General features: G+C 61.4%; 17 protein-coding genes. 7 read left to right on the plus strand and 10 right to left on the minus strand.

The features are described from left to right. Window position 1 precedes the first annotated feature (1 nt). The 3 genes from ACN6KF_RS26520 to ACN6KF_RS26530 all read left to right on the plus strand — a co-directional run bounded on the left by ACN6KF_RS26520 (window position 2) and on the right by ACN6KF_RS26530 (window position 5,434). The gene (locus ACN6KF_RS26520) at window positions 2–3,196 is read left to right on the plus strand and encodes an efflux RND transporter permease subunit (protein WP_434959913.1); all 3,195 of its coding nucleotides are present in this window, start codon (window positions 2–4) and stop codon (window positions 3,194–3,196) included. An 853-nt stretch (window positions 3,197–4,049) separates the two neighbouring features. Then, window positions 4,050–5,111 (plus strand): sulfotransferase family protein, encoded by a 1,062-nt coding sequence (locus tag ACN6KF_RS26525; RefSeq protein WP_434959914.1) that lies wholly within the window; start codon window positions 4,050–4,052, stop codon window positions 5,109–5,111. Window positions 5,112–5,224: 113 nt separating this feature from the next. Beyond that, a complete protein-coding gene (locus ACN6KF_RS26530) occupies window positions 5,225–5,434 on the plus strand; it encodes a hypothetical protein (RefSeq protein ID WP_434959915.1) in 210 nt (69 codons plus the stop codon). Window positions 5,435–5,641: 207 nt separating this feature from the next. Here the strand turns inward: ACN6KF_RS26530 and ACN6KF_RS26535 are convergent, their stop codons facing one another. After that, on the minus strand, window positions 5,642–6,460 hold the full coding sequence (locus ACN6KF_RS26535; protein ID WP_434959916.1) for a chorismate mutase: 819 nt from the start codon (window positions 6,458–6,460) through the stop codon (window positions 5,642–5,644). Between ACN6KF_RS26535 and ACN6KF_RS26540 the strand changes: the two genes are divergently transcribed. Further along, window positions 6,414–7,817 carry an amidase family protein gene (locus ACN6KF_RS26540; RefSeq protein WP_434959917.1) on the plus strand — a complete coding sequence of 468 codons (1,404 nt, stop codon included), beginning with the start codon at window positions 6,414–6,416 and terminating at the stop codon, window positions 7,815–7,817. The genes ACN6KF_RS26535 and ACN6KF_RS26540 overlap by 47 nt on opposite strands. A gap of 97 nt (window positions 7,818–7,914) precedes the next feature. Here the strand turns inward: ACN6KF_RS26540 and ACN6KF_RS26545 are convergent, their stop codons facing one another. After that, window positions 7,915–9,027, minus strand: coding sequence for a branched-chain amino acid ABC transporter substrate-binding protein (locus ACN6KF_RS26545; protein ID WP_434959918.1), 1,113 nt, complete (start codon window positions 9,025–9,027; stop codon window positions 7,915–7,917). Window positions 9,028–9,050: 23 nt separating this feature from the next. Continuing rightward, window positions 9,051–10,250: a DmpA family aminopeptidase gene (locus ACN6KF_RS26550; RefSeq protein WP_434959919.1), complete on the minus strand. Its 1,200-nt coding sequence runs from the start codon at window positions 10,248–10,250 to the stop codon at window positions 9,051–9,053. Window positions 10,251–10,707: 457 nt separating this feature from the next. On the opposite strand from ACN6KF_RS26550, the gene ACN6KF_RS26555 reads away from it, so the two are divergent. Both ACN6KF_RS26555 and ACN6KF_RS26560 read left to right on the plus strand, forming a co-directional pair. Further along, window positions 10,708–11,499 carry a response regulator transcription factor gene (locus ACN6KF_RS26555; protein WP_434959920.1) on the plus strand — a complete coding sequence of 264 codons (792 nt, stop codon included), beginning with the start codon at window positions 10,708–10,710 and terminating at the stop codon, window positions 11,497–11,499. Window positions 11,500–11,859: 360 nt separating this feature from the next. Beyond that, entirely contained in the window at window positions 11,860–12,942 is a 1,083-nt protein-coding gene (locus ACN6KF_RS26560) for a LacI family DNA-binding transcriptional regulator (RefSeq protein ID WP_434959921.1), read from the plus strand. A gap of 15 nt (window positions 12,943–12,957) precedes the next feature. Here the strand turns inward: ACN6KF_RS26560 and ACN6KF_RS26565 are convergent, their stop codons facing one another. From ACN6KF_RS26565 to ACN6KF_RS26595, 7 genes are all read right to left on the minus strand, one after another. Continuing rightward, on the minus strand, window positions 12,958–14,034 hold the full coding sequence (locus ACN6KF_RS26565; RefSeq protein WP_434959922.1) for an extracellular solute-binding protein: 1,077 nt from the start codon (window positions 14,032–14,034) through the stop codon (window positions 12,958–12,960). A 105-nt stretch (window positions 14,035–14,139) separates the two neighbouring features. After that, complete coding sequence (locus ACN6KF_RS26570) at window positions 14,140–15,006, minus strand: ABC transporter permease (protein ID WP_434959923.1); 867 nt, start codon at window positions 15,004–15,006, stop codon at window positions 14,140–14,142. A 4-nt stretch (window positions 15,007–15,010) separates the two neighbouring features. After that, window positions 15,011–15,880, minus strand: coding sequence for an ABC transporter permease (locus tag ACN6KF_RS26575; protein ID WP_434959924.1), 870 nt, complete (start codon window positions 15,878–15,880; stop codon window positions 15,011–15,013). 5 nt (window positions 15,881–15,885) lie between these two features. Continuing rightward, complete coding sequence (locus ACN6KF_RS26580) at window positions 15,886–16,962, minus strand: ABC transporter ATP-binding protein (protein ID WP_434959925.1); 1,077 nt, start codon at window positions 16,960–16,962, stop codon at window positions 15,886–15,888. Window positions 16,963–17,039: 77 nt separating this feature from the next. Then, the gene (locus ACN6KF_RS26585) at window positions 17,040–18,119 is read right to left on the minus strand and encodes an extracellular solute-binding protein (protein ID WP_434959926.1); all 1,080 of its coding nucleotides are present in this window, start codon (window positions 18,117–18,119) and stop codon (window positions 17,040–17,042) included. 220 nt (window positions 18,120–18,339) lie between these two features. Continuing rightward, window positions 18,340–19,821, minus strand: a complete 1,482-nt coding sequence (locus ACN6KF_RS26590; protein ID WP_434959927.1) for an aldehyde dehydrogenase family protein — start codon at window positions 19,819–19,821, stop codon at window positions 18,340–18,342. After that, the gene (locus tag ACN6KF_RS26595) at window positions 19,818–20,921 is read right to left on the minus strand and encodes a mandelate racemase/muconate lactonizing enzyme family protein (protein ID WP_434959928.1); all 1,104 of its coding nucleotides are present in this window, start codon (window positions 20,919–20,921) and stop codon (window positions 19,818–19,820) included. The genes ACN6KF_RS26590 and ACN6KF_RS26595 overlap by 4 nt, the downstream gene beginning before the upstream one ends. A gap of 375 nt (window positions 20,922–21,296) precedes the next feature. On the opposite strand from ACN6KF_RS26595, the gene pdxR reads away from it, so the two are divergent. Further along, a complete protein-coding gene (pdxR, locus tag ACN6KF_RS26600) occupies window positions 21,297–22,790 on the plus strand; it encodes a MocR-like pyridoxine biosynthesis transcription factor PdxR (protein WP_434959929.1) in 1,494 nt (497 codons plus the stop codon). Window positions 22,791–22,817: the final 27 nt, after the last annotated feature.

The raw sequence follows: 22,817 nt of genomic DNA on the forward strand, positions 1-22,817 counted from the left end.
GATGTTTTCATCCGTCTTCATCGACCGGCCGCGTCTTGCCGTCGTCATCGCCATCGTCATCACGCTGGCGGGCGCGCTCGCCATGGGCTTCCTGCCCGTCGCCCAATATCCCGACCTGGTGCCGCCGCAGGTCTCGGTCAGCGCGACCTATCCGGGCGCCTCGGCCGCCGTAGTCGAATCCTCCGTGGCCCAGCCGCTGGAAGCGCAGATCATCGGCGTCGACAAGATGCTGTACATGCAGTCGAACAGCGGCAATGACGGCAGCTACGGCCTCACCGTCTCCTTCGCGCTCGGCTCGGATCCCGACATCGACACGGTGAACGTCAACAACCGCGTGCAGGCGGCGCTCGCCAAGCTGCCGGATACGGTGCGAACCCAGGGCGTGACGGTGCAGAAGCGCTCGTCCTCGATCCTGCAGTTCGTCATGTTCTCGTCGGACGATCCCAAGCTCGATCCGCTTTTCATCACCAATTATCTGGCGATCAACGTGCTCGACCGGCTGTCGCGCACGCCCGGCGTCGGCCAGGCCAGCTTGTTCAGCCGCCAGAACTACTCCATGCGGATCTGGTTCGATACCCAGCGCATGACCAATCTGGGGCTGCAGCCCTCCGATATCGCTAGCGCGATCCAGGCGCAGAACGTCCAGGCGCCGGTCGGGCGCATCGGCGCCCAGCCTGCAGCCGCGGACCAGCAATTGCAGCTCAATCTGCAGACTCAGGGACGCCTGGCCACGCCCGAGCAGTTCGGCAATATCGTGGTGCGCGCCAATCCCGACGGCTCCGTGCTGCGCGTGCGCGACGTCGCTCGCGTCGAGATGGGAGCCCAGAATCTCGATCAGACCGCTCGCCTCAATGGCAAGCCGGCCGTCGCCGTCGCCATCTATCTGTCGCCTGGCGCCAATGCCGTCGCGACCTCCAAGGAAATCCAGAAGACCCTCGCGGAGGTTCAAAAGAACTTTCCCAAGGGGCTGTCCTCCACCATCGTCTATGACACCTCGACCTTCGTCTCCGACACCATCGGCGAGGTGATCCGGACGCTGATCGAGGCCTTCATCCTGGTGGTGATCGTCGTCTTCCTGTTCCTGGGCAGCCTGCGGGCCACCATCATTCCGGCCATCGCCGTGCCCGTCAGTCTGGTCGGCACCTTCGCCGTCATGCTGGCGCTTGGCTATTCGGCCAACACGGTGTCGCTGCTGGCCCTGGTGCTCGCCATCGGCATCGTCGTCGACGACGCCATCGTCGTGGTCGAGAACGTCGAACGCGTGATGGAGGAAGAGCCGGACCTGTCGCCGGTCGCCGCCACCAAGAAGGCGATGAGCCAGATCACCGCGCCGATCATCGCGATCACCCTGGTGCTGCTGTCGGTGTTCGTGCCGATCGCCTTCATCCCGGGCTTGACGGGAGAGCTCTTCCGCCAGTTCGCCGTCACCATCTCGGCCGCCATGCTGATCTCGGCCCTCAACGCCCTGACGCTGTCGCCCGCTCTGTGCGCCGTCTTCCTGCGCCACAGCAAGAAGCGCGGCATCATGGCCTGGGTGATGCGGCGGATCGACAATGTCCGCGACGGCTACGCCGCCGTGGTGACGAGGCTGGTGCGCGTCTCCGTGCTTAGCCTGGTCGCCGTCGCCGCCTTTGCGGTGGGCACCTATGTCCTCTCGCAGAAGACGCCGACCGGCTTCGTGCCGGAGGAAGACCAGGGCGCCTTCTTCATCGTTCTGCAATTGCCGGACGGCGCCTCGGTCAACCGGACTACCGCCGTGGTGGAGCAGGTCGAAGGCATCCTCAAGCAGATGCCGCAGATCCAGGACAATCTGGCGATCGTCGGCTTCTCCTTCCTTGACGGCGCCGCCCAGTCGAACAGCGCCTTCATGGTGGCGCGCCTGAAGCCGTTCGAGGATCGCAAGAAGGCGACGGACTCGGCTCAAACGGCGATTGGCAAGGTCTTCGGCGCGACGCAGGCGATCAACACCGCCCAGGTGCTCGCGCTCAACGTGCCCCCGATCATCGGCCTCTCCACCACCGGCGGCTTCCAGTACATGCTGGAGAATCTGGAAGGTGCCGAGCCGGTAGCCATGGCCGGCGTCGCGCAAGGCCTGATCGCGGCCGCAAACCAGGATCCGAAATTGTCGCGCGTGTTCACCACCTTCAGCGCGAACAATCCCTCGATCTTCCTCGATATCGATCGCGACAAGGCGCAGGCCCTGGGGCTGCAGATGTCGGACGTGTTCGCCACCCTGCAGGCGACACTGGGCTCGGCCTATATCAACGATTTCAACCTTTACGGCCGAACCTGGCAGGTCAACATCCAGGGCGAGATCGGTGATCGCAACGATACCGAGGCGTTGTGGAAGATTTATATCCGCAACAACAAGAACGAGATGGTGCCACTGCGCTCCATCACCTCGATCTCGACCCAACTCGGGCCGCAGACGATCGCGCGCTACAACAATTATCGCGCCGTGAGCGTCAACGGTTCACCCAAGCCCGGCATTTCCTCGGGCGATGCCATGACGGCGATGGCCGAGGTCTCGGCCAAGACCCTGCCACCCGGATACGGTTTCGAGTGGACCGGCACCTCCTACCAGGAAAGCCAGGCCTCCGGCCAGACGGGCATCATCCTCGGCCTCGCCGTGCTGTTCGCCTTCCTCTTCCTGGTGGCTCTCTATGAGAGCTGGGTGATTCCGATACCGGTGTTGCTCTCGGTGGTGGTGGCGGTGTTCACCTCCTTCCTCGGCATTCTGTTCATCCCGCAATTCCTGGCCTGGGTCGGCTCCATAACGGGCATGCCCGTCGCCACGCTCTCCCTCGACGTCTACGCCCAGATCGGTCTGGTGGTGCTGATCGCGCTCGCCGCCAAGAACGGCATTCTGATCGTTGAGTTCGCCAAGGAGCAGCGCGAAGCGGGCCTGCCGATCCGGGATGCCGCCATTCTCGGGGCCAAGATGCGGTTCCGTGCGGTGATGATGACATCGATCGCCTTCATCCTCGGCCTGGTGCCGCTGGTGATCGCCACCGGCGCCGCCATGGTCAGCCGCCGCGCCGTCGGCACCGCCGTGTTCGCCGGCATGCTGGGCGCCTCGATCCTCGGCATCTTCCTGATCCCGATGCTCTACGTCTTCTTCCAGGGCTTGCGCGAATGGGTGAAGGCCCGCTTCGGCGGCAAGGCCCATGCGTCGGGGGATACACCCTCCCATTAAGCTGGGCCCTTCCGCAGCGCTACATCCCCCGCCACGGCAACGTGGCGGGGTTTTTCATGCCTGAATGGGCAAAGGAAAGAACGGATCTGGCAACTTGGGGCGCGCCTTACTCTATTGCGGGGGAGCTTTGCGGCCTCAACCAGGAAATATACGACCCGTTTTGCCAATGCGCCCCCGCCGCACCGTTTGCAAGGATTGGAGGACATGACGGTCGGTGCAAGCGAATCCGCGCCGCGCAGGCGGAAAAAACGAAATAGCGAATGGCAAAGGAGCTGAACGCGGCCGGTGCATCAAGCAGTCCGGTACACCTGGCTAGAACAGGATCTACAAAAGAAAACGGAGGAATGAGCCTGCAACTCAATTCCTCCGATCCTGAATTCATCAACGTCGAGTTCTCACAGGTGAAATCTACGCTTGGATGCTACGTGAAGCACCGCCCGGCAGAAGAACACCCACAACCCCGCAACGCAGTCGCTAGCCTTGGCGCCTCTGCTAGCTTGGGTAGGATCTTACGGCAACACGCTCACAAGTCTACCCGTCAAAAATGCCGGGGTCTTTGCGAGAACATTCTTCCCGGCGTTTTTCGCTAAGAATTTCTCATTGAATTTCAACAAGATAGATCTTCAGGCCAATTCCGTCCCGGCGACCGGTCAAATCCATCCTCTGCGCCAAACTCGTCCATTGTTGTTCTTGCATGCGACAGCACGCGCAGACGAGTCCGCAAGTACAGCATCTGGAATCTATGGAAAGGACGAATGTTTTTTCTTTTCTCCTTTGCATGAATGGAGCAACCATGTAGAGAATATGGCCAAAATAGGGCTTTCATAGGTTGAGTTGGCCAAACACGATCCAGATGGAAACAATGACGGATAATTGTTCTGCGATTGCCTATATCGATACGGAATACAAAAATCCGCTGCGCGACAGAATTGCCCGAATCGAGGGATGGGTGTCGTCAGATCAGCCGATTGATTCATTTTCGGTCTTCGTCAATCGGCAGCAGCTCGGTTATGTCGATACCTGCGAGCGGCCTGACGTTCCCGTTGCAACCAACCGCCCGCATGCACTCGGCTGGAATGTCTATTTCGAACCCCGTAAACATTTGATCGGTGAACTCGGCACGATTCTGGTCGAGGTTGCGGTCAATGGCAACGTCGTTCAGCGTCGTTATCATCGCTATGACCCACGCCCCAATTCGGCGCGGCCAGCCATCTATTTCATGCATATCCCCAAGACGGCGGGAACCAGCACGCGGCGTGCCCTGCAAAGCGACCCGGATATCCAACTACTGCAGGTCTATCACCAGTACCCATGCCTGCATGAAGAGCAGTTCGCCACCTTCACCAACGGCGCCCTTGATGATGTCGACATCGTATTCGGTCATTATATGTATGGGCTTCACAGACATTCCGGCCGGGCCCACCAATATGTCTCCATCGTGAGAGATCCGATCGACCACGCCATCTCATGTTACCTCTACATGAAGTATGTCGTCGGGGATACGCGGATCGTCACATGCTCGTCGATCTTCGATGCATTCGACAATGTCGACGACGTGACATTCGATAATTACATCACGCGATATCTGGCCGGGTATGCAGACCAACAGAAAGTGGGCCCAGCGCAGTTCGAGACAGCCCTGAAAAACGTCAACAATGACTTTGCCTATATCGGTACGGTCGAAAATTACAGGCAAAGCCTGGAGGCAATCAGCTTCTACCTCGGCAAGGAGCTGCCGCATCATGTCGACAATGTCACACCGGCGTCGGATGAGATGGCGGCGCTCGACAAGAACGAGGTCGCAGAGCGTCTCGGCCCTCGACTGACCCATGACCTGAAGCTTTATCAGGCGATACGCCAGAGATTTCCGAGCAACTATTTCTTCGAGACGCGTACGCAATCCCACGCGGGATAGTCCAATCAAGGACGGCGGTCCGGAGGCGGCTCGCTCATCGGCTCGGGCTGACTTGACGACCCCCGGCGTCCGGTTCAGGTTCTCCGATGCGTCGCGAAAATGAAGGACTTTCCATGCGCACGAAACTGATTCTGGCCACGATGGCCGCCAGCCTGGCAATCGGACTGAGCGCCTGCGCGACGGAGCGCGGCATCCCCTACAGTGCCACCGATTGCGCCCGCGCCGGCCGACTGCCCAAACACTGGACGCCGAGTGCCGGCAATTGGTGTCAGCATTTCAAACCGAGATGGCAGTCGAACCGCCATTGGCGTCAACCGGCCTGAGCCCGAGCGTTCGCGCCGGGGGGCGTCGTGCTCACCGCGATTTCGCGGAAATCGCGGGCGCTTTCTGCCGCATCGGGCGGAATTGCGGCATCGGCCCGATGCCGCCGGTTGTTGTAGCAGCATCATTTTTGCCGAAAATCGGGCGGCCCCTTTTCGACACGGTGCTCTAACGCCGCTGCACGAAGTTCTGCGACCTTGCCCTGCGACCTACTTCGCCAACCTTATCGCCAGCAACGTACTGAACAGTTGCTGCCTGTCCGATTCCCTCAGATTGGGCTCGTGAACGACCTTGAAGAAGCTGGCGCGTTCACTCGGCGTGAACGGCCCGTTCTTGAGGTCTTGCGCCACCTGTTGCAGAATCTCCTTGCTCAACTGGGCGATGTCCTGACGCACCCTGTCGAGCGGACGCGGTTGCCATCCCGCCTCCGGCTGCGCAAGCCAATCTGCCAGATAGCGATATTCGACAGCCTTGGCGGCGTTGATCTGGGCAATGATGAAGGGTTCCACCGTGGCGGGATCCAGTCCCAGCTTCGCAGCCTCCGACTTGGCGCTCTCGAGCACCTTGGCCTCCTGCGCCAGATCTTCTATCGGCAGATGATTTTGCGCCTTATACCCAGCAACGTCCTTCATGTAGGAGAGACGATGGCTGACCTTTTCAGCCAGGGGCGTGATCTCGGCGGCAAAAGAGCTTGTCTGAGCCGCCAAGAACAGGCTCACAAACAGCACTGGCAACAGTCGCGCCATTGCCTGGTTCAATCCGATAGGTGACTTGTTCAATCCAGGATCCTCATGGTGATTGAAGCTGACCGTCCGAATGGCGCTGCGACCTATCCACACGATCGTGGAGGCGACTTCACGGATCGCGTGAAGCGCACTCGCCCGCTGCCGGCGCGAGATGCCATGATCCTCTTGCTCCACGCGCATCGAGCCGACACTCTTTGTGCGTTCATGCCATGATTGAGGGAATCGGAAAACCGCGATGAATGAACTCTGGCGCTTGGACGCGATGAAAATCGCCGCGCTCATCAAATCCCGGCAGGTGTCTGCGCACGACGTCGCGATGGCGGCACTTGAGCGGCTGTCTGCCGTCAACCCATCGATCAATGCCGTGGTCGACATGCGGCCTGAAGACGTCCTGGTCCAGGCCAGCCGGATAGACGCCGCCATTGCCCGCAGCGAAGAAACCGGAGTGCTCGCGGGCGTTCCGGTTACCGTCAAGGTCAATGTCGACCAGAAGGGATATGCCACCACCAACGGCGTGACCTTGCAGCAGGATCTGCTGGCGACGGATAACAGCCCCGTGGTCGATAGCCTGATCGAGGCCGGGGCGATCCTTCTCGGTCGCACCAACACACCCGCTTTTTCCTATCGATGGTTCACGAACAATCGCCTGCACGGCCATACGAAGAACCCGCATGATCCCACGCTGACGCCAGGCGGCTCGTCCGGTGGTGCGGCCGCAGCGGTCGCGAGCGGCATCGGCCATATCGCCCATGGCACGGATATCGCCGGCTCGATCCGCTATCCCGCCTATGCCTGCGGCGTTCACGGCTTGCGCCCCTCGCCCGGACGTGTGGCGGCCTATAATTCCTCGTCCCCCGAGCGCGATATCGGCGGCCAGATCACGGCGGTATCCGGGCCGTTGGCCCGCTCGATCGACGACCTCGAGCTCGCGCTCAAAGTGCTGTCGCGCCGGGACGCGCGAGATCCATGGTGGACGCCCGTGCCCCTGAAGGGACCGGAAGTGGCAAGGCGCGTCGCCCTTTGTCTCGATCCGGGCAAGATCGGCACCTGCGGGCCGATCCGCGTCAAGTTGCGCGAGGCCGCCCGGTATCTGGAGGCGACCGGCTGGATCGTCGACGAAGTCGAGGATCTGCCGCCGCTGCGCGAAGCAGCTGAGTTGCAGATCCGGCTCTGGATCGGCGAAGGCTACGAAGCCAAGCTGGCCGCCGCCGAAAAGGAGGACGATCCGGGGGCGCTCGCCGTTTTGCAGGGTCACCAGGCGCTTGGACGCTCCACGACCCTTGCCTCCTTTTCCCAGGCGCTGACCCGGCGCGCCACCCTGATCCGGCAGTGGCAGCTCTTCATGGAGACCTATCCGGTGGTGCTGCTGCCGGTATCGGCCGATCTACCCTTTGAGGATGATCTGGACCTCAAAGGCCGGACCGCGTTCGAACGGGTCTGGAACGCTCAGATCCCGCAGATCGGCGTGCCCTTCCTCGGCTTGCCGGGGCTCTCGGTCTTTACCGGATTGAACGGGCGGACCCCAACCGGGGTTCAATTGGTCGCGCCGCGCTTTCGCGAAGATCTATGCCTTGCGGCCGGCGCGATCATCGAGACTGCCTTCGGACCACCATCCGTCGTCGATCCCGTCGGCAGTTGATCCTTCCTTGCTGCAGCCTGGGAAGCTGCTCGCCCGCGCCATTCGCAGGAGCGGCACGGGCCATGGCGGAAAGGCCGATCAAAAGACCGGCCCACCATCACCGCGTGTAGTCGAGCTTGCCGTCCGCACCCTTTTTCCAGGTGTAGAGGACATAGCCTGCCTTGGTCAGGTCGCCTTTCTTGTCATAGGAGAGTTCGCCCAGCACGGTCTTGAAGGCCTTGCCCGAATGCATGACCTCGGCGATCTTCTGCGGATCGACCGACTTGGCTTCATCGGCCGCCTGCTTGAGGATCTGCACGGAGGCGTAGGCATAGAGCGTGTAGGTTTCCGGCCTGAAGCCGGTCGCCTCGAACTTCTTGACCAGGCCCGCATTGGCCGGGTCTTCTTCGGGCCTCGGCTGGAAGGTCATCAGCGTGCCGAGCACGGAATCACCGCCGATGGTGGCGAATTCGCCGGAAGCGACGCCGTCACCGGTGAGCATCACGGTGTTGGAGCCCTGATCGCGCAGCTGCTTGAGGATGAGGGCTGCTTCGGTATAGAGCCCGCCATAGATCAGAAGGTCGACACCGGCGGATTTCAGCTTGGTCGCGATCGCCGAATAATCCTTCTCCCCGACATTGATGCCCTCGAACACCGCTTCCTTGACGCCGGCGGCATTGAGATTCTTCTTGGCGACGTCAGCCAGGCCCTGACCATAGGTCGTCTTGTCGTGGACGATGGCGATCTTCTTGCCCTTGTAATTGGCCAGCGCGTAATCTGACCAGACCTTGGCCTGCTGGTCGTCGCGGCCGCAGGTGCGGAAGATGTTCCACAGGCCGCGTTCAGTCACCACTTCAGCCGTGGAGCCGGGGGTGATTTCGATGACGCCATTGTCGGCATAGACATTGGAAGCTGGCGTGGTCACGCCGGAATTATAGTGACCCACCACCCAGGTCACGCCGTCGCCGACGAATTTGTTGGCGACCGACACACCCTGCTTGGGATCGGAGGCATCGTCGCCGATGGCAACCGACAATTGCTGGCCCTGTACGCCTCCGGCGGCATTGATATCCTTGACCGCCATGTCGACGCCGTTCTTGAACTGGGCGCCGATGGCGGCGTTGGGGCCGGTCATCGGACCAGCCACGCCAAGCTTGACCTGCGCCTGCGCGCTCGCACCCAGGGCCAGGGAGGCTGCAAATACTGCGCCAATCAGTAAAGATTTTCTCATGGAAAAATACCCGTTTCGTTCGATCAATTCGTGAGTCGATTGTATTTCTTCAGGATATCTCTGAGACGATCATGCGGAATGGCAAAGGAGACATTGTCGTCGCGCCCCTTCATGGTTTCCGCCGCGATCATGGCATTGATGATCGCCTCCTCGGTTGCCTCTACAGTTGCACGCATCAACGGGTCCATCTTGTCGTTGGACATCGTCTCGACTGTGTTTATCTTTTCTCGTGAGAAGGCACCAGAGTTCGCAGTGGAGAAGGCGATGAAGATATCGCCGTCGCCATTGCTGCCGAAACCGCCGGTCCTGCCGATGCCGACCGGCACGCGGCGCGCCAGCCGCTTGAGCTGATTGGGCAGCAGCGGTGCGTCGGTGGCGACGACGACGATGATCGACCCGTCCGATTCCTTGCGCTGCCAGGACACGTCGGGCATCAGGTCGGTGATTTCCTTGCCGACCGGCACGCCCGCAATGGTCAGATCCGGACGGGATCCGAAATTGCCCTGTACCAGCACACCGAGCGTATAGCCGCCGTCTTCCTTGGACAATTTGCGCGAGGAGGTACCCGTGCCGCCCTTGAAGCGGAACAGGTTCATGCCCGTACCGCCGCCGACATTGCCTTCGGCAATCGGCCCGGATTTCGCCGAATCCAGCGCGGCATAGACATGCTCTTTCTTCACATGCATGCCGTTGATGTCGTTGAGGATGCCGTCCCAAGTCTCGGCGACCACGGGCAGGACCCAATAAAGGTCGCGCAGCAGCGGGGCAACGAGCTTGTTCTCGGCGGACCATGAGATCACCGCGTCACGCACCACGCCGACGCTGTGGGTATTGGTGATCATGACGGGGCCTTCGAGGAAGCCGCTTTCCTCGACCCAGGTCGTTCCGGTCATCTCGCCATTGCCGTTGAGGGAGTACCAGCCGGCGTAGACAGGATCAAATTTCTTGCCGCGCGGCAGGATTGCCGTCACGCCGGTGCGGACCGGCCCCTTGCCGACCTCGAGCTTGCCATGGCCCTCGATGATGGTGGAATAGCCGACGGTTACACCCGCGACATCGGTGATGGCGTTGTTCGATCCGGGCGTACCGTTGAAAGGAATGCCGAGATCGCGAGCGCGGGGCTTTTCGGCGGCGAGGGCCGTGCCGAGGCTGAATGCCAGGGCAATCGCGCCTGCCGCACCCAAGAGGCGTTTCGCAAGGAGCCGTTTCGTATTCTGTGCCATGAGGTTCCTCTCCAGTGAGAATGAGCGTGCCGTCGCAGGCGCAATCGTGCATGGCCGGCCCCTGCCGGCGGCAATGCAATCAGCGGTGATGGTGAGCGGCTCCATCTCGGCGGCCGACGGCTACCCCAGCCAGCCAACCTGTCTTTTTCGGCTCGACGAGAACAGGAGGGGTCTAAGACGCCTTGCGCCTGGGCCGAGTGACCTGAAATTGCAAAGGCGCGTTGAAACAAAGTATTGGAGCAAACGGGCCTTCCGACATGAAGGCGCTTTTCCCGAGACCCGACGGGGCGTGCATGGTTCCCCCTTGTTTTCTTGCTATGGCCAAGCTTATGAGCTGGTTGTAGTTTCCGGGGGAGGATGATCGAGCTCTCGGTGGAATACCATGCCACAACCAGGGTATTTCCCGGCTCAAGCGATACCCTGAAGTGGGTAGACTATGCGATTCACCACGCAAGATTTGTCTTTTCATCAGCGTTTCGGCCATCTCCTGGAGCAGGTGGAGAGCGAAACCTTCTGGCCGCGATTCGCTGCCTTCCTGCGCGAGAGCGTGCGTTTCGATTCCTGGGTGGTGCTGATCTTCCGCAAGGCCCATTCACCCCTGCTCGTGCATGAGGGCGACCTCGACAATGTCGTCGACGAGCTGTTCGGCAGCTATCTGCGCCGCTATTTCACCGATGACCCCTTCTATCGCTTCGCCTTGGGGGGCTTCTCGCCAGGGATCTATCGGCTTGACGAGATCACCAGCCCACAATTTCGGTCGTCCGCCTATTTCCGTGACTATTTCCGGTACAATGTTGTCGAAGATGAATTGCAGTTCCTCATGCCGTTCGGAAAAGGAGAAGAACGTCGTGGGGTCTTGTCCCTCTCGCTGGGATCGGAACAACGCTTTTCCGAACAGGATTACGGCCTGCTCTCGTTGATGAGTCATTGGGTGCTGCCGCTGATCGGCATGGCCGCGCGCAGCGCCCTCGCAGACACCCAGGTGCCGGCCGACAGGCCGGACATCTCCTCGACTGCCGATCTGGAGCAGCGCTTGCGCGCCCATGACGGCCCCCACCTGACGGAGCGTGAAATCCAGGTCGCCTTGCTGCTGCTTTCAGGCCAGAGCAACAAGGGCATTGCCATCCATCTCGGCATCTCGCCGGAGACGGCCAAGGTCCACCGGCGCAACCTCTATGAGAAACTCGGCATTTCCAGCCAGGCCGAGATCTTCACCCGTTTTCTCGGCACGGGACGCCTTCAGGCCTGACGAAACTCGCTGGTCGTTTGGTTTCGGAATGAAGCGCCGCAAGTTAATTTTGCCGGCTAATAAATATCTTGGGCTGCCGTCGACGGAACTGAAGCCGGCGATCCCACCCATGGCGATCGCTGGGGCGCCGCATCCGCAAGCAGGTTCCAATCAGCCCCGATCCTGCGGATTCCCGATCATGGCGCGCAAATCCGGCGCGCGTTCGAGCGATACACCTTCTTCGTGATGATCGAAGTCAGCGCACAAGTCCTGCCAGCGGATTGACTCGCGGCTATTCTCGGCCTTCCTGAGCAGGCATTGGCGATTCACCGGCGGGCTGGCGGCGCCCCCACGATTGATCCGGCATATGAGTGATGTTTCTTGACTGACGATCCCAAGGCCCCTGGCGAGGCGCGACAATCGGGAGGCCAGAGCTTCCACAGGCCCGGGCGCCGGCCCACGGTGGCCGATGTAGCGCGCGCCGCCAACGTCTCCTCGATGACCGTGTCGAACGTGGTCAACGAGCGGTTCGGCTCGATGACCAAGGAGACTCGGGCAACCGTGGAGCGGGCTATCCGCGAGATCGGCTATCGCCCCCATGCCAGCGGCCGCAGCCTCAAGCTTGCCAAGCGCTTCTCGATAGGCGTGGTGGTGATCGATGAATCGCCGACCTTCCTGGCCGATCCTTTCATCACCTATCTGATCGCCGGCCTCAGCAACTATCTCAACCAGCGCGACTACGGCCTGGTCGTCCAGGGCATGTCTGCTGAGCAGTTGCAGGAAGCCGCTCTGATGAAGCGGCATGAGACGGATGCGCTCTGCGTGTTTCTGTCGGGCCCGCAGGCATCGCGCCGCAAGCTGATCGCCCGCTTCGCGGCCCTCGATCAGCCCGTGGTGGTGTTCCAGGAACCGGCTCCTGACAAGCCCTTATTGCACTCCATCCGCCAGGACGATTTCGGCGGCGCCAGGGCATTGGCCGAGCATATGCTCGAGCGCGGCGCCGAACGGATCGTCTTCCTCGCACCGGAGGTCTCCTGGCCGGCGATCGAACAGCGCGTCGCGGGTGCGCGGGCTGCCATGACCGATGCCGGCCGCGCCGAAGCGTACAAGGTCGTCATCTGCGGTGATGGCGGCTTTGCGGCCACCCACCAGGCGCTGGCGGAGGAGACCGCCGCCTCCGGCTGGCCCTCGGCCGTGATGGGCGGCAACGACCAGATCGGCATCGCGGCCCTGAAATGGCTGGCGGGCCGTGGCCTGCGCGTGCCGGATGATATCCTTGTCAGCGGTTTCAACGCCTTCGACGCCTGGCAATATACCGATCCGGTACTCACCACCGTCTCCTCACCGGCCTATGCCATGGGCGCCAAGGCCGGCGAGATCGTGCTCGATACCCTGCACGGCAACCCGCCCGCCACGCGCGAACATCTGTTCCCGGTGGCGGTGCAGATCGGCGGTTCAACCTGAACGCCGGCCCGGCTTTCAGTTCGCCGCCTTGATGCGCTCGAGCGCCTTGCCTTCAAGATCTTCCACCCCCGGCTGGATCGGGGCGGCAAAACGGATATTGGCAAGATCCTGCTTGGTGAACGAGCCCTTCACGGAGGCCCTGACATTGTCCGGCAGCAGATCGATCCCGTCCTTCACGGCGATGATCGACCCCGTGGAAGCCGAGAGCTTCTTCACGATATCCGGGCGATAGACGAAGTTTATCCACTTGTAAGCGGCCTCGTCAGCCTTTCCCTTGCGTGGAAGCGAGAAGGTATCGATCCATCCGAGCGCCCCCGATTTCGGCGGCACATAAACGATATTGGGATTGTGGGTGACCAGCTTGAAGGCCGTGGAGTCCCAGGTTTCGGCCGCGACCACTTCGCCAGAGAGCATCAGGGCCGAGAGGTCGTCCCCACCCTGCCAATAAGCCTTGAGATTGGGCTTGCAGGCAATGAGCTTGTCGGCGACCTCATCGAGGATCTTCCTGTAGGCATCGAGATCGGAATAGGCTGCGAAAGGGTCCTTGCCGAGCGCAAAAGCGGTACCGACCAGAATGGTGCGCTTGAGCCGCATCGAGGTGCGGCCCTTGAATTTCGGGTCGCACAGGTCGAGCCAGTCGCGGACTTCCGCGGCCTTGGTCTTGTCGACCATCAGGCCGGACGTGCCCCAGTCGAACGGCACGGAATAGACCTCTCCCTTGAGGGCGGCATCGGCCTTCACCTTGTCCAGCAGCATTGGGTCGAGTGCGTCGACATTTACTTTCGACAGGTCGATCGGCTTGTAGATATTGTATTCGGCCTGCGCCGCAGCGACCCGGTTGAACCCGGGCTGGACGAGATCGAAGCCCGATCCGCCGGTAGCGCGGAGCTTGGCGATCATTTCCTCGTTGTTGGACAAGGTCACCTCGACTTCGATGTCGGGATATTCCTTTTCGAACAGCGAGATCACTTCATCCGGAGCATAGCCGCCCCATGTCAGGATACGCAATTTCTCCGCCTGGGCCCCGGCGACCGAAATGGTCGTCGCCGCGAGCGCAGCCATCACCAGTTTTGAAACCCGGCGTATGAACATTTTTCCCCTCCCCAATGAGAAAACCATCAAGGAAGAAGGGTGCGATGGCGGCCAGCGCCATTCCCGAAAGTTTGGGTATCCACTTTGGACCGTGGCGTGGCTCGCTTAGCCTTTCGGTTCCTTGCCTCGCTGCACGAGAATGCTGAGCAGCGCCAACACGCCTGATCCAACCATCAGGAAGACGGAGACGGCATTCAAGACCGGCGTCGAGCCCACCTTCACCATGCGATCATACATGGTGATCGTCAGCGGCGCATCGGATCCCACCAGCATCAAGGTCGTGTTGAAGTTCTCGAAAGAGACGAGAAAGGCCACGACGAAGGCAGAGAACAGTGCCGGCGCCAGATAGGGCAAGGTGACGGTGCGAAGCACCCGCAGGCGCGATGCCCCCAGATTGAGTGCCGCCTCCTCCAGGGCCTGATCGAATTTGCGCAGGCGCGCCGCAATCACCAGCGAAGTGATGGTGACCAGAAAGGAAAACTGGCCCAGTATGACAAGGAAGGTGCCCGGCCGGAGGAAATCCCACTCCAGGCCAAGCGCATCCTCCAGGCCATTGGCGATCGCACTCGCAAATACCAGGATGGAGATGCCGAGGATCACGCCTGGAATGACCAGCGGCACGATCATCAGCACATAGAGCAGGCTTTTGCCCGGGAACTGCTTGCGCTCGAACAAGAAGGCATTGCAGGTGCCGACCACGACCGACAAAGCCGAGACGGCCAGTCCAATATAAAGTGAATTCCACAGGCCTTCCATGAGCCGGCGATCGTGGAACATGCCTAGCTTCGGCCCGCTTGTGCCGAAGAACCACTCCAGCGTGAACCCTTTCCAGGGAAGCGCCGGAAAAATCGAATCGTTGAAGGCAAAGATGGCTGCTGCGGCCAATGGCGCGGCGAGGTAGAGGAAAAAGGCGAGCATATAGCCGCCATAGATCCAGCGCAGGAAGAGAGATTGCGGCGCGGCGACGTTCATGGGTTCAATCTTTCGCCACGGTGGAAGCCAGGCTCTGTCCGGTCAGGCGAAGCCCCAGCCAGACGACCAGCGAGGTGAAGACTAGGAGAAGCACGCCGAACGTGGCGCCGGATTCCCAATTGTAGCGGGTCACGAACTGCTCGTAGATCTGCTCGGTGAACCACATGCTGTTCTTGCCGCCGAGCAGGATCGGGGTCAGATAGCTTCCCGCCGTCAGCATGAAGACGATGATGCAGCCGGCGACGATGCCCGGCATGGCATAGGGCACGACGATGCGGCGAAATACGGTGAAGCGGCTGCCGCCCAGATTGTAGCCGGCCTCGATCAACGAGTTGTCCATGCCGTCCAAGGTCGAGACCAGGGGAACGATCATGAACAGCACGACCGTATAGACCAGTCCGATCACCACGGTGATGTCGTTGTAGAGCAATTCGATCGGGCCGCTGACCAGACCCGTATGCTGCAACAGGACGGAGATCAGGCCGGTCTCGCGCAGGAGCACGATCCAGCCGAAGGCGCGTACGAGGTCACTGACCCAGAGCGGGATCAGGCACATCAGGAACAGGGCGGCGCGTGAGCGCTGTCTGGCGATCTTGGCGATGTAATAGGCGACCGGAAAGCCGACGACCAAAGCCAGGGCCGTCACCAGGATCGACATCCAGGCGGTCCGCAACAGGGTGTTCCAGTAGACCGGCTCGCGCAGGAAGTCGGTGTAATTGGCGAAACCGAAGCTATATTCGCCCGGGCCCAGCTTCTCGCGCAGCGATAGATAGCCGATGCCGAGCTGTGGCAGGACGATGAGCAGCACCATCCACAGGGCAAACGGCGTGAACAACAGGATCAGTGACAATTTGCCGGCGTCGGAACGGGGCATCACGTCTACCCCGCCTGGCTGAAGCAGAGGCAGTGATCTCTCCGCCAGGAAATGTCGGCCTTGTCGCCGGGCTTGACCGGTGAGGAACCGTCCATGACGGCATGGCCGACTTCAACCAAGCTGCCTCCCGCCAGCCGCACCAGCACGCGGCTGTTGGCGCCGTTGAACAACAGGCTGTCGACCGTGCCAGGGAGCCGGTTACCATCCCGAGATTCGCCCAGGGCGATGGTCTCGGGACGAACGAAGACCTCGACCTTCGCGCCGGCAGCCACCTTGTCGTCTCGCGCCATGGCGATGACCTCGCCGCCATCGTCGAGCTCGACACGGGCCTGGCCATTGCTGAAGGCCGTCACTCGGCCGGGCCAGCGATTGGCATCGCCGACGAAGCCTGCAACGAAACCCGTTTTTGGATTGTTGTAGAGCTCTTGCGGCGAACCAATCTGCTCGAAGCGGCCGGCATTCATCACGGCCACGTTGTCGGACATCACCAGGGCTTCGGACTGGTCGTGCGTGATGTAGAGGAAGGTAGTGTTGAACTGGTTTTGCAACTGCTTCAGTTCGATCTTCATCCGTTCGCGCAGCTTGAGGTCGAGCGCGCCGAGCGGCTCGTCGAGCAGCAGGACATCGGGTTCCAGCACCATGCAGCGCGCGATGGCGATGCGCTGCTTCTGGCCGCCGGACAATTGCGAGACCTGCTTTTCGGCTACACCCGGCAGGCCGATGCGCTCCAGCACCGACCCCACCTTGCGCGCGATGTCGGCCTTGTTCTCGCCGCGGCAGCGCAGGCCATAGGCAATGTTTTCGCCGACATTCATCATCGGGAACAAGGCCAGATGCTGAAAGACCATCTTGACGCTGCGCCTGTTCGGCGGCGCCGAGAGAACCGACTTGCCCTTGATGCGAATGTCGCCATTTGACGGCGCTTCGAACCCGGCGATCATGCGCATGAGCGTGGTCTTGCCGCAGCCGGACGGCCCCAGGATCGAAAAGAACGAGCCGCGGGGCACCTCGAACGAAACATCGTTGACCGCAACATACCGGCCGAACTTCTTGGTCAGGCTCTCGCATTCAAGATCGTGCATGGAAGCTCGTCGGTTTGGGCTGAATTGCCGGTCCGCAGGGCACTAGCCCATGCGGACCTCTTCATTGTGGGTGCGTCTCAGTTGGAGGCGGCCGCCTTGATGCGTTCCAGCGCCTTGCCTTCCAGATCCTCGAGCCCCGCCGGGATATTGGCGAAGAACTTGAGATTGGCCAGCGCCTTGTCGTCAAAGGCCACCTTCACGGCTGCCTTCTTGTCATCCGGCAGGAGATCGACACCGCCCTTGACCGCCGAGATCGCGCCTGTCGAGTCCGACATCAGCTTGACGATGTCGGGACGCAGGACGAAGTTGATCCACTTATAGGCGGCTTCATCAGCCTTGCCCTTGCGCGGAATGGCAAAGGTGTCGATCCAGGCCAGGGCCCCAGTCTGCGGCGGCACATAGACCAGGTTCTTGTTCTGGCCGTAGAGCTTGAAGGCGGTCGAATCCCAGGCTTCCGACGCAACCACCTCGCCCGACAGCAACAGCGTCGACAGATCGTCGCCACCATTCCAGTAGGTCTTCACATTGCTCTTGCAGGCGATCATCTTCTCGGTCACCTCATCCAGCATCTTCTGGTAGGCGGCCTTGTCGCCATAGAGCGCGAACGGATCCTTGCCGAGTGAAAAGGCCATGCCGAGCAGGATCGTGCGCCTCAGCCGCATCGACGTCCGCCCCTTGTACTGCGGATCGCAGAGGTCGCCCCAGCCCTTGATGCCAGCAGCTTTCGAGGCGTCGACCACCAGGCCGGAAGTGCCCCATTGATGGGGAACGGCATAGACCTTGCCGTCGATCGTGGCGTTGGTCTTCACCGCTTCGAGCAGATTGTCCTGCATGGCGGCGGTATCGATCTTCGACAGATCGAGAGGCTTGTAGATGTTGTATTCCTGCTGCGCCGCAAAGATGCGATCATGGCTCGGCTGGGCAAGGTCGAAACCGGCCCCGCCGGTCGCGCGCAGCTTGGCGATGATTTCCTCATTGTTGGAAAGCGTCACCTCGACATCAATGTCGGGATATTCCTTCTCGAACAGCTGGATGACATTGTCGGGCGCATAGCCGCCCCATGTCAGAATTCGAAGGGTTTCGGCGCTGGCAATGTTCGAAACGACCATGGCGGCGGTGGCGCCGACAAGCGCGGCGATAAGTTTCTTCAAGATCACAACTCCCTCCAGATTTGTCAGCGGCCGATCGACCCGTCAGCCTGCCTCCCGGCAAGACTATGAAAGGCTTGGTTGCGGCACATAAGGTCCACTCTCGATCAATGATGAGGCCGCTTGCCGGCTTAGAACGGAATTCGATCGATACGGCTCGAATTCCGGTCAAAATCCCAAGGAAACAGACGCATTTTCCGATCTGAACAGTCGGAAAATGCCATGGCGATCAGATCCGAAGTGTCACCGTCTTGGTCCTGGTATAGGCGGAGAGCGCAAGCAGGCCTTTTTCCCGGCCGATACCCGATCGGCGGTTGCCGCCGAAAGGCGTTTCGATGCCGCCTGCGAAATACTCGTTGACGAACACCTGGCCGGCATCGACATCGCGGGCGATGCGATGCGCCTTGGCCAGATCGCGGGTAAACAGGCCGGCAACCAGTGCATATTGGGTACAATTGGCCGCTGCGACGGCCTGCTCGACGCCATCGACGATCTGCACAGCCAGCACCGGCCCGAAGATCTCCTCCTGGACGATGGGATCGTCCCAGTCTGCGCCGTCCACGATGGTCGGCTCGAAGAACCAGCCCTTGCCGGTCGCCGGATCCACGGTCACCTTGCCGCCGGTGACGATCTCGAGCCCTCTTGCCTTGGCTCCCTCGACATAGGAGGCCACCTTGCCCAGATGCTCGGCCGAATTGATCGCGCCGAAATCGACCCCCTCGGTCAGGCCGTGGCCGATCCTGAGGCGACGGGCGCGTTCGACGAGCCTTTCGATGAACTGGGCATGGATCGAGCGCTCGATAACCAGCCGTGAACCGGCCGAGCAGATCTGCCCGGCATTCTCGAAGATCGCGCCGACGACATTGTCGAGCGCCAGATCGATATCGGCGTCGGCCAGGACGATATTGGGCGACTTGCCACCGAGCTCGAGCGTGACGGAGGCGATGTTCTGGGCTGCCGCCTTCATCACATTAATGCCGGTGACGGTCGAGCCGGTAAAGGTGACGTGCCTGATATCAGGATGCGAAACCAGCGGGGCGCCAGCCGCGATGCCGGTGCCGGTCACGACGTTGCAGGCCCCGTCGGGCAGTCCAGCCAGGACCAGGATCTCGGCCAGCAGCAGCGCCGTCATCGGCGTCTGTTCCGCCGGCTTCACCACGGCGGTGCAGCCAGCGGCCAGGGCCGGCGCGATCGAGCGGCAGGTGGTCGACAGCGGGTAGTTCCAGGGCACGATATGCGCGGTGACGCCGACCGGCTCCTCGATCGAATAGGAGGTGTAGTTCGGCCCGAGCGGATAGGCCTTGCCCTCATGCTTGTCGGCGGCGCCGGCATAATATTCGAAGGCCCGCGCGGAGCCGCGCACGTCGCCGCGGGCTTCGGCGAGGGTCTTGCCGCTGTCCAGCACTTCGGCAACAGCCAGGCGCTCGATGTTCTCGCGGATCAGCTCTGCCGCACGCATCAGCACACGCCCGCGCTCGGCCGGCGTCGCCCTGCCCCATTCGCCATGCTGGGCCTGCCTGGCGGATGAAACCGCTTCGGCGACGTCCTCGGCCGTTCCGGCAGCAAATCGCGCATGCGGCTCCGCTCGGCCGGGATCGAAGGTCTCTATCGCCTGTCCGGAGGCCGACTGGCGCCAACCGCCATGAACGAAGTGCTGGGACGGCAGCGGTTCGAGTTCCGCCGCAACAGTTGCGAATGCGTTGGTCATCATGCCACCTCGCTGACCTGGTAGCTCGATCGGGCAAGCCATTCGGGATCGATTTCCACGCCCCAGCCCGGTTCGTTCGAAACGGTGACCATGCCATCCTCGACCGCATAGGGCGATTTGACGAAAAGTCCTTCCTGCCAGGGATAGTAGTCCGGCCCCTCGATCGAAAACTCCAGATATTTGCCCGCCCCCTCGATGGCACGCAGCAAATGCATGGTGAACAGCGTCACCAGCCCGAGATTGGCGCTATGGGGCGTCACCGGCAATCCTGCGGCTCTCGCCATGGCGCAGACGCGCAGGGTGCGGCTGATGCCACCGAGATAGAGGATATCGGGTTGCACGACATCGACGGCCCGCATCTCGATCATGTGCCGCCAGGTCGGGATCTCGCAATCCTGCTCGCCGCCGGTCACGGCGATGTCGAGCGCGTCAGTGACTTCCTTGGTCTGCTCGAGCTCCCAATAGAGGCAGGGTTCCTCGAAATGCTCGATACCATTGTCCCTGAGCAGGGACCCGACTTCGATCGCCCGCTTGGGCGAGAAGCCGCTGTTGGCGTCGACCAGCAGGGACACCTTGTCGCCGAGCGCCTTGCGGATGGTCGGAACGATCTCCTCGGTACGTCCCGGCCATTCGTCGACGTCATGGCCATATTCGGCGGCGATGCGGAACTTGAAGGCGTCGAAGCCGAATTGGTCCCGCAGGCGCTTGAAACGTTCAGCTTCCGCGGCCGGGGTGATGTCGCGTTTCATCGAGGAGGCATAGGCACGCAATTTCCCCGGTGTCCCACCGAGCAGGCTGACGACGGGCAATCCGGCCGCCTTTCCGCGCAGGTCCCAGATCGCGGTGTCCAATCCGCCAAGGGCCCGCTTCATGTAGGAGCCAGGAAATTTGTGCTCGCGCTCGATCACCCTGTCGGTCAGCGCATCGATATCGTCGAAGTCGACGCCGAGCACATAGGGAGCAACCTGCCGGTGCAATACGGTCGAGGTGATGTCGGAATGATAGGTCGAAACCTGGCCGAGCCCTTGGGTTCCGTCCTCGGCCGTGATGCGGACGAAGCCGACATATTGGGTGGAGAATGTCTCGATGCGTTTGATCTTCAAGTCCGCTCTTCCTGAAAATGCCAGCCAATGCGATCGAGACTGACCTATCAAACCGGTCCGTGGGTCATAAGGTCCACTTTCGAAAAACCTGAAAGCCGGTTATGGCGGATCGGTGAACCAAATGTTCACAGGGGCCGAAGCGAAACCGCTGGAGCCTGTGCTTAAGCGTTTTGCGATTAGGCGGAATCACCTCGAATCGCAAAGACGCTCTAGCCAATCCTTTAGATTGGCTTGGAAACAAAGAGTTAGAGCAAACAAGCGTTCACGCTTGAACGCGTTTTGCTCTAGGAAGCCGTAAGAAAAAGCGAGCGCGGCTGCCGGCATTTGTCGCGGTGTGCCGCGGCCTTGCGCTCCAACCGTCGGGAAACATGGTCAATGGTCAAGCGGTCTTCGGGCGAATTGCTGTTTTCGATCGCCGTCGACCGCTCTCTGGACAAATCCATCACCACCCAAGTCTATCATGCGATACGCCAGCTGATTGCGGCGAGCCATCTGCCCGCCGGCAAGCGACTGCCGTCGAGCCGCACGCTGGCAAGGGAGTTGGGGATCTCGCGCACCACCGCGATGACGGTGTTCGAACGCCTGACCTCGGAGGGGCTGATCGTTTCGCGAACTGGGTCGGGCTCCTATGTTTCGGAGCTTGCCGAAACCAGAAAGCCGGAACAGGCCCTGGTGGTGCATTCTCCTGGCCCCGTCTCCGCCAAGCTCGCCGACATCATTGCCGATGCCTCGCCGCGCTTCTTCCAGAGACTGTCCCATCCGCATCACATACGCGCCTTTGTGACCGGCCTGCCGGATTATGCGGCATTTCCGATGGCGGTCTGGGCCCGCCTGACCGCCAAGCATTGGCGCGAGCCCCGCGAAGAGGTGATGGGTTATTCCGACGCCAACGGCCATCCGCGCCTGCGTCTGGCGATTGCCGAGCACCTCCGCGCCAATCGCGGCCTTTCCTGTGACGTCGACCAGATCTTCATCGTCAACGGCGCCCAGCAGGCCTTCGACCTGATCGGCCGCGTCCTTCTCAATCCGGGCGACCATGTCTGGTTCGAAAATCCCGGCGCCATCGGCGCCCGCAACAGCCTGGTTGCCTGCGGCGCCTCGATCGTGCCCGTTCCCGTCGACCAGGAAGGGCTCTCCGTGGAGGCGGGGCTCACTCTGGCGCCCGACTTCCGCCTTGCCTTCGTCACCCCGTCGCACCAGCATCCCACGGGGGCGGAGATGAGCCTCGCACGGCGAGCGCAATTGCTGGCGGCAGCCAACCAGAACAATGCCTGGATCATCGAAGACGATTATGATGGCGAGTTTCGCTACGATGGCCGCCCCCTCCCCACCCTGAAAAGCGGCGATACCGGCGAACGCGTCATCTATGTCGGGACGTTTTCCAAAACGATGTTTCCGGCACTGCGTCTGGGCTTCTACATCGTGCCCAAACCGTTGGTGCCGATCTTTCAGCGCATCTGCGGCGCGTTCCTGCAAGGCGTGCCCTCGAGCATCCAGGCGGTTCTGGCCGCCTTCATCGACGAAGGCCATTTTGCCACCCATCTGCGCCGCATGCGGGAGATCTATGCCGCTCGCCATGCCGTCTTCCACGAAGCAGCCGAAGGATATCTCGGGGGGCTGTTGCACACGAACCGCTCGGTTGCCGGATTTCACGCGGTCGGTCGCTTTGCAGCCCCGTTCATGAATGATGAGACTGTCGCGGCGGACGCAGACGCAGCCGGTCTCCAGGTCTCCCCCATCAGCCGGTTCTGCCTCGACCAGGCGCAGATCCATCGCGGGCTGGTACTCGGCGTGAGCGCCATCGACGAGCGTACCATACGCAAGGGCGTGGAGACGCTCGCCGGCGTCCTGGCAAAGCAGCGCCCCTGAGCGTTTCCAAATTCCCGGGAAGATGCC

This window comes from Labrys methylaminiphilus subsp. lupini (assembly GCF_051161885.1).
GTDB lineage: Bacteria > Pseudomonadota > Alphaproteobacteria > Rhizobiales > Labraceae > Labrys.

Excerpts from the sequence above, each read along its gene's own strand:
- ACN6KF_RS26520 (WP_434959913.1), top strand. The coding sequence starts at position 2 with ATGTTTTCATCCGTCTTCATCGACCGGCCGCGTCTTGCCGTCGTCATC.
- ACN6KF_RS26525 (WP_434959914.1), top strand. The coding sequence starts at position 4,050 with ATGGAAACAATGACGGATAATTGTTCTGCGATTGCCTATATCGATACG.
- ACN6KF_RS26530 (WP_434959915.1), top strand. The coding sequence starts at position 5,225 with ATGCGCACGAAACTGATTCTGGCCACGATGGCCGCCAGCCTGGCAATC.
- ACN6KF_RS26540 (WP_434959917.1), top strand. The coding sequence starts at position 6,414 with ATGAATGAACTCTGGCGCTTGGACGCGATGAAAATCGCCGCGCTCATC.
- ACN6KF_RS26535 (WP_434959916.1), bottom strand. The coding sequence starts at position 6,460 with ATGAGCGCGGCGATTTTCATCGCGTCCAAGCGCCAGAGTTCATTCATC.
- ACN6KF_RS26545 (WP_434959918.1), bottom strand. The coding sequence starts at position 9,027 with ATGAGAAAATCTTTACTGATTGGCGCAGTATTTGCAGCCTCCCTGGCC.
- ACN6KF_RS26550 (WP_434959919.1), bottom strand. The coding sequence starts at position 10,250 with ATGGCACAGAATACGAAACGGCTCCTTGCGAAACGCCTCTTGGGTGCG.
- ACN6KF_RS26565 (WP_434959922.1), bottom strand. The coding sequence starts at position 14,034 with ATGTTCATACGCCGGGTTTCAAAACTGGTGATGGCTGCGCTCGCGGCG.
- ACN6KF_RS26570 (WP_434959923.1), bottom strand. The coding sequence starts at position 15,006 with ATGAACGTCGCCGCGCCGCAATCTCTCTTCCTGCGCTGGATCTATGGC.
- ACN6KF_RS26575 (WP_434959924.1), bottom strand. The coding sequence starts at position 15,880 with ATGCCCCGTTCCGACGCCGGCAAATTGTCACTGATCCTGTTGTTCACG.
- ACN6KF_RS26580 (WP_434959925.1), bottom strand. The coding sequence starts at position 16,962 with ATGCACGATCTTGAATGCGAGAGCCTGACCAAGAAGTTCGGCCGGTAT.
- ACN6KF_RS26590 (WP_434959927.1), bottom strand. The coding sequence starts at position 19,821 with ATGATGACCAACGCATTCGCAACTGTTGCGGCGGAACTCGAACCGCTG.
- pdxR (WP_434959929.1), top strand. The coding sequence starts at position 21,297 with ATGGTCAAGCGGTCTTCGGGCGAATTGCTGTTTTCGATCGCCGTCGAC.